Annotated in this window: 12 protein-coding genes; 7 read left to right on the forward strand and 5 right to left on the reverse strand. The window is 70.7% G+C overall.

Translation table 11 applies throughout. The features are described from left to right. Positions 1-109 precede the first annotated feature (109 nt). A complete protein-coding gene (gene gdhA / locus ACWDU4_RS25795) occupies positions 110-1,459 on the reverse strand; it encodes an NADP-specific glutamate dehydrogenase (RefSeq protein ID WP_450116795.1) in 1,350 nt (449 codons plus the stop codon). A 231-nt stretch (positions 1,460-1,690) separates the two neighbouring features. Between gdhA and ACWDU4_RS25800 the strand changes: the two genes are divergently transcribed. Beyond that, on the forward strand, positions 1,691-3,100 hold the full coding sequence (locus tag ACWDU4_RS25800) for an NAD(P)/FAD-dependent oxidoreductase (protein ID WP_450116796.1): 1,410 nt from the start codon (positions 1,691-1,693) through the stop codon (positions 3,098-3,100). A 123-nt stretch (positions 3,101-3,223) separates the two neighbouring features. Here ACWDU4_RS25800 and ACWDU4_RS25805 read toward each other — a convergent pair whose 3' ends face one another. After that, complete coding sequence (locus ACWDU4_RS25805; RefSeq protein WP_450116820.1) at positions 3,224-3,664, reverse strand: PaaI family thioesterase; 441 nt, start codon at positions 3,662-3,664, stop codon at positions 3,224-3,226. A gap of 252 nt (positions 3,665-3,916) precedes the next feature. After that, the gene (locus tag ACWDU4_RS25810; RefSeq protein WP_450116821.1) at positions 3,917-4,648 is read right to left on the reverse strand and encodes a hypothetical protein; all 732 of its coding nucleotides are present in this window, start codon (positions 4,646-4,648) and stop codon (positions 3,917-3,919) included. 188 nt (positions 4,649-4,836) lie between these two features. Here ACWDU4_RS25810 and ACWDU4_RS25815 point away from each other — a divergent pair, with 188 nt between their 5' ends. From ACWDU4_RS25815 to ACWDU4_RS25825, 3 genes are read left to right on the forward strand one after another with little or no spacing between them, the layout of a single operon-like run. Then, positions 4,837-6,267 carry a FecCD family ABC transporter permease gene (locus tag ACWDU4_RS25815; protein ID WP_450116797.1) on the forward strand — a complete coding sequence of 477 codons (1,431 nt, stop codon included), beginning with the start codon at positions 4,837-4,839 and terminating at the stop codon, positions 6,265-6,267. Positions 6,268-6,269: 2 nt separating this feature from the next. Next, a complete protein-coding gene (locus ACWDU4_RS25820; RefSeq protein WP_450116822.1) occupies positions 6,270-7,382 on the forward strand; it encodes a FecCD family ABC transporter permease in 1,113 nt (370 codons plus the stop codon). Continuing rightward, positions 7,379-8,263 (forward strand): ABC transporter ATP-binding protein, encoded by an 885-nt coding sequence (locus ACWDU4_RS25825; protein ID WP_450116798.1) that lies wholly within the window; start codon positions 7,379-7,381, stop codon positions 8,261-8,263. Before ACWDU4_RS25820 ends, ACWDU4_RS25825 begins: the two co-directional genes overlap by 4 nt. Positions 8,264-8,284: 21 nt before the next feature. Here ACWDU4_RS25825 and ACWDU4_RS25830 read toward each other — a convergent pair whose 3' ends face one another. Beyond that, positions 8,285-10,756, reverse strand: coding sequence for a bifunctional lysylphosphatidylglycerol flippase/synthetase MprF (locus ACWDU4_RS25830; protein ID WP_450116823.1), 2,472 nt, complete (start codon positions 10,754-10,756; stop codon positions 8,285-8,287). 89 nt (positions 10,757-10,845) lie between these two features. Further along, positions 10,846-12,156, reverse strand: a complete 1,311-nt coding sequence (locus tag ACWDU4_RS25835; RefSeq protein WP_450116799.1) for an alpha/beta hydrolase — start codon at positions 12,154-12,156, stop codon at positions 10,846-10,848. Between the two features lie 135 nt (positions 12,157-12,291). Between ACWDU4_RS25835 and ACWDU4_RS25840 the strand changes: the two genes are divergently transcribed. From ACWDU4_RS25840 to ACWDU4_RS25850, 3 genes are all read left to right on the forward strand, one after another. Beyond that, positions 12,292-12,714, forward strand: coding sequence for a BlaI/MecI/CopY family transcriptional regulator (locus tag ACWDU4_RS25840; RefSeq protein WP_450116800.1), 423 nt, complete (start codon positions 12,292-12,294; stop codon positions 12,712-12,714). A gap of 29 nt (positions 12,715-12,743) precedes the next feature. Next, complete coding sequence (locus ACWDU4_RS25845) at positions 12,744-13,688, forward strand: M56 family metallopeptidase (RefSeq protein ID WP_450116801.1); 945 nt, start codon at positions 12,744-12,746, stop codon at positions 13,686-13,688. 286 nt (positions 13,689-13,974) lie between these two features. Next, positions 13,975-16,026, forward strand: a complete 2,052-nt coding sequence (locus tag ACWDU4_RS25850; protein WP_450116802.1) for a DEAD/DEAH box helicase — start codon at positions 13,975-13,977, stop codon at positions 16,024-16,026. Positions 16,027-16,142 lie beyond the last annotated feature (116 nt).

Raw genomic sequence — 16,142 nt, forward strand, 5'->3', positions numbered from 1 at the left:
GGGGGTGCTCGACACCAAAACCAACACCACCCCGCCGGGGGCGCGGGCGGATGCCCGGCGCCTTTCGGTGTTCGTCTGCGGGGCGGCGAGGCCCCTCACGAGATGCGTGTCAGATGACGCCGAGCGCGAACATGGCGTCGGCGACCTTGACGAAGCCGGCGATGTTCGCGCCGAGCACGTAGTCGCCGGGCTTGCCGTACTCGTCAGCGGTGGTCACGCAGCGGCGGTGGATGTCGCGCATGATCTTCGACAGCCGCTCGTCCGTGTACTCGAAGCTCCACGAGTCGCGGGAAGCGTTCTGCTGCATCTCCAGCGCCGAGGTGGCGACGCCACCGGCGTTGGCGGCCTTGCCGGGCGCGAAGGCGACGCCCGCGTCGCGGAAGACCGCGATGCCCTGCGGGGTGGTGGGCATGTTCGCACCCTCGGCGACGACCTTGACGCCGTTGTTGACAAGGGTCTTGGCGGAGGTCTCGTCGAGCTCGTTCTGCGTCGCGGACGGGATCGCCACGTCACAGGGCACGTTCCAGACGTTGCCGCCGGCGTAGAACTGGGCGTCGGCGCGCTCGTCGGCGTAGTCGGAGATGCGTCCGCGACGGACCTCCTTGATCTCCTTGAGGAGGTCGAGGTCGATGCCCTTGTCGTCGACGACGTAGCCGGACGAGTCCGAGCAGGCGACGACGGTGCCGCCGAGCTGGTGCACCTTCTCGATCGCGTAGATCGCGACGTTGCCGGAGCCGGAGACCACCACGCGGCGGCCGTCGAGGCTGGTGCCTGCGGTCTTGAGCATCTCGGCGACGAAGTACGCGGCGCCGTAGCCGGTGGCCTCCTTGCGGACCATCGAGCCGCCCCAGGTCAGGCCCTTGCCGGTCAGCACGCCCGACTCGTACGAGTTGTTGAGGCGCTTGTACTGCCCGAACAGGTAGCCGATCTCGCGGCCGCCGACGCCGATGTCACCGGCGGGCACGTCGGTGTACTCACCGACGTGCCGCTGCAGCTCCGTCATGAACGACTGGCAGAAACGCATGATCTCGGACTCGGACTTGCCCTTGGGGTCGAAGTCGGAGCCACCCTTGCCGCCGCCGATGGGCAGACCGGTGAGCGAGTTCTTGAAGATCTGCTCGAAACCGAGGAACTTCACGATGCCCAGGTTGACGCTCGGGTGGAAGCGCAGGCCACCCTTGTACGGGCCGAGCGCGCTGTTGTACTGCACCCGGAAGCCACGGTTGACGTGCACCTGGCCGTTGTCGTCCTGCCACGGCACCCGGAAGATGATCTGCCGCTCCGGCTCGCAGAGACGCTCGATCAGCGCGCCGTCGGCGTAGTTGGGGTGCCGCTCGAGCACGACCGTGAGCGACTCGAAGACCTCGGCGACCGCCTGGTGGAATTCCGGCTCGCCGGCATTACGGCGCACGACCTGGTCGAAGTACTGGTCGACGCGCTCACGGACCTGCCCACTCACAGACAGCCCTCCTCAAGGTGTGAAGAATTGGAAACACAGAGTTAACGCCAAGGTAAGCACACGGCCCGCCTTGATCACCAACCCGGGATGGGTGAAATTTCTCCGATGTGAGATTTCAGTCATCTCCCCGAAGATCGCGACACGCCGCCCACGCGTGCGCTCATCCGGCCGCGCGAACGGTCCGGTACTAGCGTTGGCTGCGTCGTCGGCATCTGCGCGAGGAGTGTGCACATGAGCGTCAATTCGGTGGAGTCCCCCCGGCACCGCGTGGTGGTCATCGGCTCGGGATTCGGCGGACTGTTCGGCACCCAGGCACTCAAACGCGCCGACGTCGACATCACGCTCGTCGCCCGCACCACCCACCACCTGTTCCAACCACTGCTGTACCAGGTGGCCACCGGCATCCTCTCTGTCGGCGACATCGCACCGGCCACGCGGCTCGTCCTGCGCAAACAGAAGAACGCCCGGGTCCTGCTCGGCGACGTGCGAACCGTCGACCTGACGGCCCGCACCGTCACCTCGCGACTCCTCGGCCGGGACACCGTGACCGAGTTCGACAGCCTCATCGTCGCCGCCGGTGCCGGGCAGTCCTACTTCGGCAACGATCACTTCGCGAAGTACGCGCCCGGCATGAAGACGATCGACGACGCACTCGAACTGCGCGGGCGGATCCTCGGCGCGTTCGAGGAGGCCGAGCTGTCCGACGATCCCGCCGAACGTGCCCGGCTGCTGACCTTCGTGGTGGTCGGTGCAGGCCCCACCGGCGTCGAGCTCGCCGGTCAGATCGCCGAACTGGCGAATCGGACGCTCGCGGGCGCGTTCCGGCACATCGACCCCCGCGAGGCCAAGGTGATCCTCCTCGACGGCGCCCCGACCGTGCTGCCGGTGTACGGCGGCAAGCTCAGCGCGAACGCCGCGGCCAGGCTCGAGAAGATGGGCGTCGAGATCCAGCCGAACGCGATGGTCACCGACGTCGACGCCGACGGCCTCGTCGTCAAGGACAAGGACGGCACCGAGCGCCGGATCGACTGCCAGTGCAAGGTATGGTCCGCGGGCGTGCAGGCCAGCCCGCTCGGCAAGCAACTCGCCGAGCAGTCCGGCGCCGAGATCGACCGGGCCGGGCGGGTGCACGTCAACCCCGACCTGTCGCTGCCCGGGCACCCGAACGTCTACGTCATCGGCGACATGATGGCCCTGGACAAACTGCCCGGCCTCGCCCAGGTCGCGATGCAGGGCGGCAAGCACGCCGCCAAGCAGATCAAGGCGACCCTCGCAGGAACCCCGCCGGAGGAGCGGCAGCCGTTCAAGTACTTCGACAAGGGCTCGATGGCGACCATCTCCCGGTTCAGCGCCGTCGCCAAGGTCGGCAAACTGGAGATCACCGGGTTCCTCGGCTGGATCATGTGGCTGGTGATCCACCTGATGTACCTGGTCGGGTTCCGCAGCAAGTTCTCCACGATCCTGTCGTGGACGGTGACGTTCCTCGGCCGCGGCCGGGCACAGATGGCCTCCACCGAACAGCAGGTTTTCGCCCGCACCGCGATCGAGGACCTGCAGGACTACGAGCGGGCACGGGCGGCGGGCCTGATCGGAGACCCGAGCGCGGTGTTCACCGGGGAGGAACGCGGCAAGGCCGGGTAGGGCGATTCACCCGCCCCTGGATCCCACCGACCCGGCCCGTCCCGATGCAACGGGTGCTTGCCCGGCAGCCCGCCGCGTTCCTGACCGCGCTCGAGGAGGCGGCCGGGAACTGATTCGGCGCGGCTAGCCGTTCGCGAGCCGGCCGGTGTCCTCGATGTTCGCCAGGCGCACCTGGCCGCGCGCGACGAGCCGATCCTGCTCGTCGACGATCTGCACCTGCCACAGCTGCTGGGTGCGGCCGCGATGCACGGGTGTCGCGGTGGCGGTCAGGGTGCCGTTGCGGCTGGCGCGCAGGAAGTCGGTGTTGTTGTTCACCCCGACGACGTGACCTCGGTCGCCGAGCCACACGCTGCCGCCGATGCTGGAGAGGGTCTCGATGACCGTGCAGTGGACGCCGCCGTTGACGATGCCCGCGGGCTGGAACAGGTGCGGGCCGACCTCCCAGCGGGCGCACACCCGGTCCCCGGTCACCTCCAGGTACTCGAGCCCGATCGCTTCACAGAACCCCTGGTTCAGGATCGGAGATGCGTCGGCCGGCGTCATCCGCGTCAGTGCGTCCTCCATCGAGGGCGCCGCGGCTGCCTGCGAGGTGGTCGATTCACTCATGTGCACTCCCGTACGTCCCGTGCTCGAACAAGATCATGGGCGCCACCTCCGGCCGGGGGCGCAGCCCAAGTCAAACACGCCTACGCCAGCGGGCCCCGCACCGGTGATCGGTGCGGGGCCCGCCGTGGAAGGGACCGGGAGTCTCTGCAGCCCTCAGGACTCCGGCGCGGTCCGGTGGTTCATCACGCTACAACTATAGGCAAGGCTGCCCTAACTAGCAAGCGCATGCGTCGGGACACGCCGGAGGACGGGCCGGCCGGCCCGTGACCGCACCTGCAACCCCGCGGTCTCGAACGCGTCGAGCAGGGCCTGCCCGCGACGGTCGGCCACCGACGGCGCGAGGCCACTACGCAACGGCACCAGGGTCGCCGCACCGAGCACGGCCTCGCCGACCATCGCCCACAGCGTCGTCCGATCCAGCGGCACCCGGCGGTCGAGCGCGTCGAAGATCGCGGTCAGCGCCGACCGGCACCGGCAGGCCGTCCACATCGCGAGCGCACGCTCGCACGGCAGGGTGACCGCGCTCGGCGACCCGTCCCAGCGATCGCCGGGCAGGACCCGAAGCACGGGGTTCCACACCCCGGCCCAGTCGATGCAGCCGTCGCTGTCCATGTGGATCGACAGGTTGTCCAGTCCGGCGTCCCACGCGCGCCCCTCCAGCACGACCAGCGCGGCGACCCGCCCCACGACGGCGTGAATCAGCGCCGACGCCACCGATATTCCGGCGGCCTCACGATCCGGAATGTCCTCCAGGGCGCGGGCGAGCATCCGGTCCAGCCGGTCACCCCGGATCCCCTGCTCGACAGCCCACCAGCGCCGCTTCGGCTGCTCGGCCATCTGCGCGACCGCGTAGACCCGCGGATATTCCGGATGCAACGACCGCAGACGCGTACAGGACTCGACGAGGGCGGCAGCGCCCGCTGCGGCGCGGGTGCTACGCATCGCGATGGCCGGTGCGGGGTCGAGCAAGAGGGTCGTCGGCACTGCCCACTCCTTCGTCGTCGAGCAAGATCGAATGTAGGTTAGCCTAACCACAAGTCAATTGGGCGCTGCGAGCCGGGGTCCCTGGTTTGGATAGGGTTACGTAACCTGAACAACCGTCCCGACTTCAGCCGACGAGGAGCACGCCCGTGACCACCATCCCCGGCGACGTGGACTACGCGGTCCGGGAGGTTCCACGCGGCCCGGCCCCACGCTCCCGACGTGCACTGGCCACCGCGATCGACCTCGCGACAGTCGCCCTGCCGCTGGTCATCGGCTGGTTCATCGTCGACTCGCTGCGCGACGCGAACGGCGGCGGCCAGATGGACCGGGTCGTCTTCGGCGTCGTCGCGGTCGCCGTCGCCGCCGGACTGCTCGTCTGGAACCGCGGCGTCCGGGAGGGAACGACCGGTGCCGGCCTCGGCAAGACCTGGCTCGACCTGATCGTCCGCGACGCCACGACCGGCGCCCCGCTCGGCACCCGCCGCGCCCTGCTCCCCCGCACCGGCGTCGAAGTCGTCCGCCGCGCCACCGCCCTCGACGAGGGCTTCGTCCCGATCCGCGCCGACAACTCGATCACCGCGATCCGCCGGCGACGTCTCCTCGGGCTCGCGGTCCTGCTGCTGCTCCTGCTGGCGACCGTCGTCGCCTCGATCGCGGTCGGGGCACGCCCGATGGACTTCGGCGAGATCTTCCACGCCCTGTTCCAGGCCACCGGCACCGACACCGACCTCGTGGTGCGCACCCTGCGGATCCCGCGGACCGCGCTGGCCGTCGCCGTCGGCATCGCGCTCGGCATCGCCGGCGCCCTGATCCAGGGCCACACCCGCAACCCGCTCGCCGACGCCGGCCTGCTCGGCCTCAACGCCGGTGCCGCGCTGTTCGTGGTGCTGTCGATCTACCTGCTCGGCTTCTCCACCCCGAGCCAGTACCTGTGGTTCGCGTTCGCCGGGTCACTCGCCGCCAGCGTCGTCGTCTTCGGCATCGCCTCGATCGGCGGCAACCGGGCGAGTCCACTGAGCCTCGCCCTCGCCGGCGCGGCGGTCGCGATGTTCCTGCAGTCGATGACGCAGACCGTGATCCTGCTCGACCAGACCAGCCTCGACGGCTACCGGTTCTGGGTGGTCGGCTCGGTCGCAGGCCGCGGCACCGACGTGCTGTGGCAGGTCCTGCCGTTCCTGGTGATCGGCGTGCTGATCGCCCTGGCCGGCACCCCCAGCCTGAACGTCCTCAGCCTCGGCGACGACGTCGCCCGGGGCCTCGGCACCAACGTCGCCCTCAGCCGCGCCATCGGCATCGTCGCCATCACCCTCCTCACCGGCGCCGCCACCGCAGCCTGCGGGCCCATCGCCTTCGTCGGCCTGGTCGTCCCACACGTCGCCCGCTTCGTCACCGGACCCGACTACCGCTGGCTGGTCCCCTACGCCGGACTGCTCGGCGCGATCATGGTCCTGCTCGCCGACGTGATCGGCCGTGTCGTCGTCCGCCCGGGCGAACTGCAGGTCGGCATCGTGCTGGCGATGTTCGGTGCGCCGTTCTTCATCGCGCTGGTCCGGCGCAGGAAGCTGGTGTCCCTGTGAGCCTGATCGACGCGCAGACGGGAGCCTCCCCGGAGAACGGGGCCCCGCCGCTGCCCACCACCGTGCCGTCCCGGCCCGCGTTCCGGGTCGGCAACATCTCCCTGGTCCGACGGACCGCGATGGTCACCATCACCGCCGCGCTGCTGGCGGCGGCGTTCGTACTGCTGTGCGTCAACATCGGCCGCGGCGAATTCTCCGTCCCCGTCCCCACCGTCGCGGAAATCCTGTTCGGCGGCGGATCCAAGGTCGAACGCTTCATCGTCATGGATCTGCGCCTGCCACGCGGCCTGACCGCACTGCTGACCGGCGTGGCCCTCGGCATCGCCGGCGCGATCACCCAGTCGATCCTGCGCAACCCGCTCGCCAGCCCCGACATCCTCGGCATCACCGCGGGCGCCAGCGCGGCCGCGGTCACACTGATCGTGGTCGGTGGTGGCGGCAGCTTCGTCGGCGCGCTCGCCGTCCTCGGCATCCCCCTCGCAGCACTGCTCGGCGGCATCGTGACCGCCGCCGTGATCTACCTGCTCGCCTGGCGCGGCGGGGTCCAGGGCTACCGGATCGTGTTGATCGGCATCGGCGCCAACGCGATGCTCGTCGCGCTCATCCAGTGGCTCCTGATCTCCGCCGACATCAACGACGTCGCCCGCGCCCAGGTGTGGCTCAACGGCTCCCTCAACGGCAGCGACTGGGCACAGGTGTGGCCGGTTGCGATCGGTGTCGCGGTCGTCGGCACCGCCGCCGTCATCTCGTCGTTCAACCTCGGTGCACTGCGACTCGGCGACGACAACGCCCGCGCCCTCGGGGTTCGCCTGCAGACCGGGCAGGCGGTGCTGCTGCTGGCCGCAGTCGCGCTCGCCGGCATCGCCACCGCCGCCGTCGGCCCGATCGGATTCGTCGCCCTCGCGGCACCGCAAGTGGCCATGCGCCTGCTCCGCACCCCCGGACCACCGATCATCGCCTCCGGGCTGATGGGCGCGGTGCTCGTGCTCGGCAGCGACGTCATCGGACGCACCATGCTGCCCGTCGAACTGCCCGTCGGCATCGTCACCTCCGCGCTCGGCGGCCCGTTCCTGATCTACCTGCTGATCCGCAACAACCGAAAGGTCACCGCATGAGCGCCGACACAGCCAACCGGCTCACCGCGGAAACCTCCGAGGGCGCCGAGACGACCGGGCGGCTCGCCGCCGAGAACCTCGTCGCCTGCTACGGCGACCGGGTCATCATCGACGGCCTCGACCTGCAGATCCCGGCCGGCGTGGTGACCACGATCATCGGCCCGAACGGCTGCGGCAAGTCCACGCTGCTCCGGTCGCTGGGCCGGCTGCTCAAGCCGCGCAGCGGGCGGGTCCTGCTCGACGGCAAGGCGATCTCGCAGATGCGCACCAAGGACGTCGCGCGGACCCTCGGCATGCTGCCGCAGGCACCCGTCGCGCCGGAGGGGCTCACCGTCGCCGACCTCGTCTCCCGCGGTCGGCATCCGCACCAGTCGTGGCTGCGACAGTGGTCCTCCGACGACGAGGGCGAGGTCGCGAAGGCGCTGGCGCTGACCGGGGTGTCCGACCTCGCGGACCGGGCGATCGACGAACTGTCCGGTGGGCAGCGGCAGCGCGCCTGGATTTCGATGGCGCTGGCGCAGGGCACCGACATCCTGCTGCTCGACGAACCGACCACCTATCTCGACCTGGCGCACTCGGTGGAGGTCCTCGACCTCGTCGACCGCCTGCACTCCGAACTGGGCCGGACCGTGGTGATGGTGCTGCACGACCTGAACCTGGCGATCCGGTACAGCGACCGCCTCGTGGTGATGTCGAAGGGCTCGGTCGTCGCGTCCGGCACGCCCAGCGAGGTGATCTCGCCGGAACTGCTGCTGGAGGTGTTCGGTCTCGAGGCACGGGTGATCGACGACCCGGTGTCCGACCGGCCGCTGATCGTGCCGGTCGGCACCCGGCACGTGTACGGGACCGCAGGCGGACCGGAACAGGTCACGACGCCCTAGGCGACCCCGGGCGCGGCGGCGTCACCTGCTGCGGATCATCGTGCGCACCAGGCGCAGGCCCTGACCGAACGACACGTCCGGCAGGTAGGCACGCCCGACGGCGTTACCGATGCTCGGCAACGCCGCCGGATCGGCGAACGTCATGTACATCGGCACGTACTCCGGCTGGAACTTCGCCTTGAACGCGAGCAGCGACCGGAACCCGTACACCGGTTCGAGGGTGCGGCCGAGCAGATCGAGCACGGTGTCCGTCACCGCGGCGAACGCGCTCCGCCCCTGCGCCTCCGCCGCGTCCACGGCATCGGTGCCCGCGCCCTCGGAGACCTTCGCCAGCGGCGCCCCGGACAGGCTGACGAACTCGGCGCCCTCCTCCTTCAGCGACAGCGCCGCCGACGCGATCAGGAACTCCATCGCGGGCCGGAACCCCTCCGCCCGACGGCGCATGAAGTCCAGCGTCCATCCGACGACGCGGCCGTCGCGGTACACCGGCATCCACGACGTGACGCCGTGCACCGTGCGATGCTCGTCGACGGCGATCAGGCAGCGGACCCGGAGGTCGTCGATCTCGTCGAGACCGCCGAGCGTGAAGCCCATCTCCGGCATGCCCTTGTCGGCGACCCACTCCTCCGAGATGGCGGTGATCTGGTCGGTCAGTGCGAGCGGGGCGTCGGGGAAGCTGATCCATTCCGCGTGCACCCCCGACTTCGCGGCGCGGTTGAGGGCGGTGCGGACGTCCTGGAACTTCTTGCCCTTGAACTCGAGGTCGTCGAGGTGCAGCACCGTCTCCTCGGCGACCTGCAGGCCCGACCAGCCGAGCGCGTCGGTGACCGCGCGCAGCTCACCGGTGACCGAGTAGAAGCAGGGGGTCCAGCCGTTTCCGGTGGCGAAGTGGGCGAAGCCGGTGACGGTGCCGGGCAGCGACGTCCGTGGCCCGACCGGATCGCCGGTGGTCAGTGCGACCCCGGAGATCACGCGGTACGCGACGTAGCTGGCCCCGTCCGGCGCGAACCAGTAGCGGTTGCCGCGCCAGGTGGTCATCCAGGACAGCGGGCTGCCCGTGCCCGCGGTGAGCAGCCGCCGGGCGCGTTCGACGTCGTCGGTCCGCGCGCCGTACGCCGGTGTGAGGAAGGTGGCCGCCACCGCGACGCACACCACGATCCAGAACAGCACGCCGGTCCACTCGTAGAGCAGGGTCGTGATCGCGTCGTCGGGCAGGAACCGGGGGTCGAGCCACTGCAGGTAGACGGGCGGGACGAGTCGCTGTGGGTAGTCGGCGAGCAGCGACGCGATCGTCGGCTCCCGGTCGAAACCCCTGCGTACGAGCATCCCGAGGGCCACGTAGACCGCGCCGAGGACCACCGTCGCACCCGCGAGTCGCGACCACAGCCGCCGATAGGTGCCCCTCGGCGCCGACACGGTGAAGAACCGGCGGGTGGCGAGCAGCACCACGAGGACCGCGACCGGGGCGAGGAACGGCGCGAGCGTGCGGTACACGGTCGGCGAGTCGAGCCCGTAGAACAGGGATTCGCCCGGGACGAACCCGACGTAGCGGACCGCGAAGTTCACCAGCGACAGCGCCACCAGCACGACCTGCGCCACGCACGCGGCCAGCCACGCGAACCGGCGGCCGCGACGCAACCCGTCGGCGAGCACCAGCAGCAGCAGTGAGGGCATCAGGCTCAGGATCGTCGGCCCGACCCCTCCGAGCCGCAGGGCCAGTAGCCCGTGACGGCAGTCCTCACCGGTCCGGTCCTGCGCGCACAGGTCGCGCACCTCGGCAGGCGTAAGCCCGACCTCGCGGAACAGGTCACGCAGCACCGCCAGTGGGCCCACGGCGTTCGGGGACAACGCGGCCAGCACCGGGCCCAGCGCGCCGGCCGCGACGACGAGCGCCACGAGGACCCGACCCTCGCGTCGGGTGCCGGCCAGGTGCTCACCGCGCGCAGAGCGGCCGACGATCACGGGTCCGAGCAGGAGCCCGACCACCGCGGCGCAGAGCCTGATCATGTCGAGGAGATGGCCACTGAACAGTGCGAGGGTGATCAGCAGCGCGAGTGTCCCGACGCGGAGGCGGCGCCGCCACAGCGTGTTCGTCGAGGAACTCGCCACCATCGCGACGCCGACGATCCACGGGGTGGGGCTCATGGCGGTGCCGATGTGCAGCCGGAAGCCCCAACTCTCGTCGACAACCTTGACGGCCTCCGACACGCCGAGCGCGATCAACGTGCCGAGGACCTGGGTGGCCACGGCGGCGACCGCGAACCGGGCCGATCCGATGCGGTGTTCGATCGGCGCCGCCACCAGCAGGATCGCCGCTGTCGCCACCAGATGGCCTGCGAGGCCGTTCGCCCACAGCCCGGAGGTCAGTGCCGTCCAGACGCGGCCGTGCTCGAACGCCATGATCCCGGCGGCGAACTGGTGGATCACGCGCCGATCGGGCGCGGATCCGAGACCGCCGGTGGCCGCGCCCAGTACCCACAGCAGCACCAGCATCGCGATGCTCACCGGAGCCCCGGTGACACCGAAGCGGACGAGTTCGGTCAGTCGCCGCGCTTGCCTGCGGACGGCGGGCAGCACTGCGGTCACGAGATCAGCCCCACTCTCCGGGAGAGCCAGTCGAGGTTGTCCGCGAGTCCCGCCGACCACACCGCGAAGCTGTGGCCGCCCGGCAGTTCCCGGAGTTGCACGTCCATCCCCGCCTTCCCGGCGGCAGCGTAGAGGGTGTGCACGCCCGGCGAGAAGTCGTGATCGTCGCTGCCGACGACGAACACACCCGCGCTGCCCGGATACGTCCGGGTCGCCATCAGGTCCATCGGGTTGACCGCGGTGAACGCCGCCTGATCTCCCCCGAACGCGGCCTCGACGGTGCGCTGCCGGTCACCGAGGGTCGGTTCGAGCTGCCCGGACAGGTCGAGAAACGTCGGGTACGCCTCCGGATGGTTGGTGGCCATCTGCAGCGCGCAGGTGCCGCCGTAGGACAGTCCGCCGATCGCCCACGCCCGAGGATCCGGGTCGACCTGCAGGTTGGCCTTCACCCAGGCGGGGACGTCGGTCGCGAGGTAGGTGGCGACATTGCCGAGCTTCGAGTCGAGGCACAGCGGGTTCGCCAGCGTGGAGCCGGTCCCGTCCGCGACCACGACGATCGGGGCGAGGCCCTGGTGCTGCGCGGCGAATGCGTCCATCGTCTGGGTGAGCCGGCCCCCGGCGAACCAGTCGCCGGGACTGCCGGGCTGCCCGGCGAGCAGCACCAGCACCGGAAGCTGCGGACGCGGGTCGGCGAAGTAGGCGGGCGGCAGGTAGATCTCGGCGTCGCGGGCCGAGAATCCGGACACCGTGCCGGGAATCGGGACCGTCACCACGCGGCCGGCGGAGGGTAGGTCCACGGGCTCGGTCCACTTCGCGTCCACGGGGGTTCCGACGACGGGATCGGCGACCGGCGGCGGGACGTCGGCGAAGGCGATCGCGTTCGCCGCGGGCAGACCCAATGCGTCCCGCACGGTCGGGTAGGCGTCGAAGACGAGATTGACCTGCACCGCGGCGACGGCCACGACGGCGAGCGCGCCGAGTACGGAGGTGACGGCGCGGGTCAACCGCCGGTCGGTGACCAGTCTCACACCAGCGAGGACGATCGCGAGCAGCCCGCACCCGATCCACACGTAGACCCGGAGTTCGACGGGGTCGGGGAACGGGCGCCACCACTTCTCCACCACGACCCACCCGAGGGCGGTCAGTGCGAAGGCGATCGTCGCGCAGACCGGAAGCACGCGCAGCCGGTAGCGGCGGGTGTTCCCCGCCGGCCCGAGCAGCAGCCACAACGCGCCGGCGATCGCCAGTGCCGCCACGACCCAGGGCAACGGCCCCGAGATCAGCGACCGGTCGTAGACCCATTCCACGTGAGCGCCTCTCCACATCTCGCCTGCATGTGCGCATCGTCCCGCCCCGCGGGAGGACGTAATCATTAGTACGCCGCAAGAACTACGACTACGAGTAGTACGCACCGGCGTCGGACAGTACGTAGGATGGACCGTATGGCAGGACTTGGCGAGCTCGAGCGAGCAGTGATGGACCACCTGTGGTCCAGTTCCGAACCCCAGACGGTCCGTCAGGTCCACGAGGCGCTGGCGGCCCATCGTGAGCTTGCGTACACCACCGTCATGACCGTGCTCCAGCGGTTGGCGAAGAAAAACCTGGTGATCCAGCAGCGGGACGACCGCGCGCACCGCTACCTCCCCGTGCAGGGCCGCGACGAACTCGTCGCCAGCCTGATGTTCGACGCGCTCGACCAGGCCGACGCGTCCGACGGCCGGGTCGCGGCACTGGTCCACTTCGTGGGCAAGGTGGACGCCGACGAGGCCGCAGCGCTTCGCGAGGCCCTCGCCGCACTGGAGTCGACCGAGGCGAACACGCGTCACCTGCGCAGCATCGACGCCGGTTCCGATCGCGCCAGCTGACCATGCACGTAGTGCATGATGGGTAGGCCATGAACCCCACCACCGCACTGGCCTTCGCCGTGATGGCCTTGCTTCTCGCCGGCCCGGTGCCCGCGCTGCTCGCGCGCGCCACCTGGCCATTCCGCGCCCCCGGCGCGGCACTCGTGCTGTGGCAGGCGATCGCGATCGCCGCGGTCCTCTCGGCATTCAGTTCCGGCCTCGCGATCGCGTCACAGCTGCTCGTGCCCGGCCACGACGGCCGGCCGACGACCGCTCCCCTCGAGGAGATCGACGCGCTCGGCCTCCCGCTGTGGATCGCGTACGTCGTCGTGTTCGCACTCACCGTCCTCATCGGCGCGAAGCTCATCTTCTCCATCGCCGCGGTCGCGGTGCAGACCCGGCGGCGGCGCTCCCGTCACCGGATGCTCGTCGACCTCCTCGACCGTGGCGAACCGCACCGCAGCCGCACGTCCAATCTGCGTGTCCTCGACTCCGCAGAACCGATCGCCTACTGCCTGCCCGGACTGCGGCATCGGGTGGTGGTCAGCGCAGGCACCCTCGACAGTCTCGGCCGCGACGAGATCACCGCGATTCTCATGCACGAACGCTCACATCTGCGGTCCCGGCACGACCTGGTGATCGAGGCGTTCACGGCGGTCCACGAAGCCTTCCCGAAGGTGGTGCGCAGCAAGTCCGCGCTCGGTTCCGTTCAGCTGCTCGTCGAACTGCTCGCCGACGACTCCGCGGTCAAGGTGACGGGTCCGACACCGCTGGCCCGCGCCCTGGTCACCTGCGCCGGATCCAGCGCTCCCGACGGCGCCCTCGCCGCAGGCGGACCGCACACCCTCACCCGCATCAAGCGACTCGCGGATTCCGGCACCGTCCTCCCGATCGCCGTTGCCGCGTACCTGGCATCGGTGGCGATCCTCGTGGTCCCGACGATCGCGGTCGCGGTGCCGTGGCTCGTCGAACTCGAACGACTCTTCCGGGGCTGATCTCCGGCGACGCCGGAAGCGGCTGATCTCCGGCGCTTCCGGGAGTGACTGATCTCCGCCCGTCGGCGCTGAGTCGGACCTCACGTCGCCGCGGGGCACGGGCACACCCCGCGGTCCCGTACACTGGACCACGGCCCATTTCGCGGCCCATTTCGATTGTTAACCACACTTTCGGCACAGCCATGCCCCGAACCCGGGGCGCGCGTGCCCGGCTCGTCTCTTCTGCGCGGCTGTTGTTTCAGGCTGCACTCCGCGACGCGCCCAACGTCCGGAGAGGTATATCCGCGTGACCGACGCCGTCCCATCTTCTGCTGCCCTCGATCAGGCCACCGCCGATCAGGCCCCGCAGTCCACCTTCGCCGAGATCGGCCTGCCCGCCCCCGTCGTCGCGGCTCTCGCCCGCGACGGCATCACGGTGCCGTCGCCGATTCAGGCGATGTCGATCCCCGATGCGATCGCCGGTCGCAACGTCCTCGGCCGCGCACAGACGGGCTCCGGCAAAACGCTGGCGTTCGGGCTTCCGATGCTGGCCCGCCTGGCCGGACGCGACGACCGGCCCGCGCCGAAGCGCCCGCGCGCCCTGGTGCTGGTCCCGACCCGCGAACTTGCGGTCCAGGTCGTCGACTCCCTGTTCCCGTACGCGTCCGCGGTCGGTCTGCGTGTCCGCTCCGCGGTGGGCGGCATGGTGTTCACCAAGCAGGTCGAGCAGCTCTCCCGCGGGGTCGACATCCTCGTCGCGACACCCGGCCGCCTGGGCGATCACCTGCGGCAGGAGACCTGCATCCTCGACGAGGTGGAGATGACCGCCCTCGACGAGGCCGATCAGATGGCCGACATGGGCTTCCTCCCCGAGGTCCGCTCGATCCTCGAACAGACCCGCCCCGACGGACAGCGGTTGCTGTTCTCGGCGACTCTCGACCGGGAGGTGCAGTCGCTGGTCCGCCGGTTCCTGTCCGACCACGTCGAGCACGCCACCGAGGACGGGCGCGCCAGCGTCGACACGATGGAGCACTACGTGCTCAATGTCGACCGCGGCCAGAAGGACGCGGTGCTCGCAGAGATCGGATCCCGTGAGGGCGGCCGCACGATCATGTTCGCGCGCACCAAGCTCGGCTGCGAGGGCATCACCGAACGCCTCCGTGAGGTCGGCGTCGCCGCCGAGGCACTGCACGGCGGCAAGGCGCAGAACCAGCGCACCCGGGTGCTCGAACGGTTCAAGGCGGGGCGCACCCCGGTTCTCGTCGCCACCGACGTCGCCGCGCGCGGCATCCACGTCGACGGCATCGACCTGGTCGTGCACGTCGACCCGCCGGCCGATCACAAGGACTACCTGCACCGGGCCGGCCGCACCGCCCGCGCCGGCGAGAAGGGCACCGTCGTGTCCGTCGTGCTGCCCAACCAGCGCCGCATGGTGCGGCGGCTCACCGGGGCTGCCGGCGTCGACGCCACCGAGGTGAACGTCGGCCCCGGCTCCGAGGAGCTCGCCGCCATCACCGGTGCTCGCACGCCGAGCGGGGAACCGGTGCGCGAGCGGCGCAGCGAGCGGTCCTACGGCGACCGCCCGCGCCGGGACGGCTACGACCGGCCCCGCCGCGACGGCGGCTACCGCGGTGACCGGCCCCAGCGGGACGGCGGATACCAGCGATCGGGCGAGCGCTCGTACGGCGACCGCCCGCAGCGCGACGGCTACCGCAACGACCGCCCGCAGCGCGAGGGCGGCTACCAGCGCAGCGGCGACCGCCCCTCCTACGGCGACCGGCCGCAGCGGGACGGTTACCGCAACGACCGTCCCCAGCGGGACGGCTACCGGTCCGACCGCCCGCAGCGCGACGGCGGCTACCAGCGCTCCGGCGACCGCCCCTCCTACGGCGACCGCCCGCAGCGCGACGGGTACCGCAACGACCGGCCGCAGCGCGACGGTGGCCACCAGCGCTCCGGCGACCGCCCCTCCTACGGTGACCGTCAGCGCGAGGGCGGCTACCAGCGTTCGGGCGACCGCCCGTACGGCGACCGCCCCCAGCGGGACAACCACAGGTCCGAGCGCCCGCAGCGCGAGGGCGGCTACCAGCGTTCCGGTGACCGCTCGTACGGCGACCGCCCCCAGCGGGACCGCGGCTACCAGCGCTCCGGCGACCGGCCCTCCTACGGCGACCGGCCGCAGCGGGACGGTTACCGCAACGACCGCCCGCAGCGCGACGGTGGCCACCAGCGCAGCGGCGATCGCTCGTACGGTGACCGCCCGCAGCGCGGCGAGCGCAGCGGTGCCGCCGGCGGGTTCCGCTCCCGCACGGAGCGCCGCTCCTACGACGGCTTCGACGGTCCGCACCGCGACCGCTGACCGCACCACTCGACGCGATCCCACCGACGCCGCCACCCGCCCCGCGGGTGGCGGCGTCGCGTTTCCCGGCGTCCTGCCATCCCAAGGTGCGAGACCCTGAAGTTTCGCTCGTTCAC

Source organism: Rhodococcus sp. NPDC003348 (assembly GCF_053589375.1).

Excerpts from the sequence above, each read along its gene's own strand:
- ACWDU4_RS25800 (WP_450116796.1), top strand. The coding sequence starts at position 1,691 with ATGAGCGTCAATTCGGTGGAGTCCCCCCGGCACCGCGTGGTGGTCATC.
- ACWDU4_RS25805 (WP_450116820.1), bottom strand. The coding sequence starts at position 3,664 with ATGGAGGACGCACTGACGCGGATGACGCCGGCCGACGCATCTCCGATC.
- ACWDU4_RS25810 (WP_450116821.1), bottom strand. The coding sequence starts at position 4,648 with ATGCGTAGCACCCGCGCCGCAGCGGGCGCTGCCGCCCTCGTCGAGTCC.
- ACWDU4_RS25825 (WP_450116798.1), top strand. The coding sequence starts at position 7,379 with ATGAGCGCCGACACAGCCAACCGGCTCACCGCGGAAACCTCCGAGGGC.
- ACWDU4_RS25830 (WP_450116823.1), bottom strand. The coding sequence starts at position 10,756 with ATGCTGGTGCTGCTGTGGGTACTGGGCGCGGCCACCGGCGGTCTCGGA.
- ACWDU4_RS25840 (WP_450116800.1), top strand. The coding sequence starts at position 12,292 with ATGGCAGGACTTGGCGAGCTCGAGCGAGCAGTGATGGACCACCTGTGG.
- ACWDU4_RS25845 (WP_450116801.1), top strand. The coding sequence starts at position 12,744 with ATGAACCCCACCACCGCACTGGCCTTCGCCGTGATGGCCTTGCTTCTC.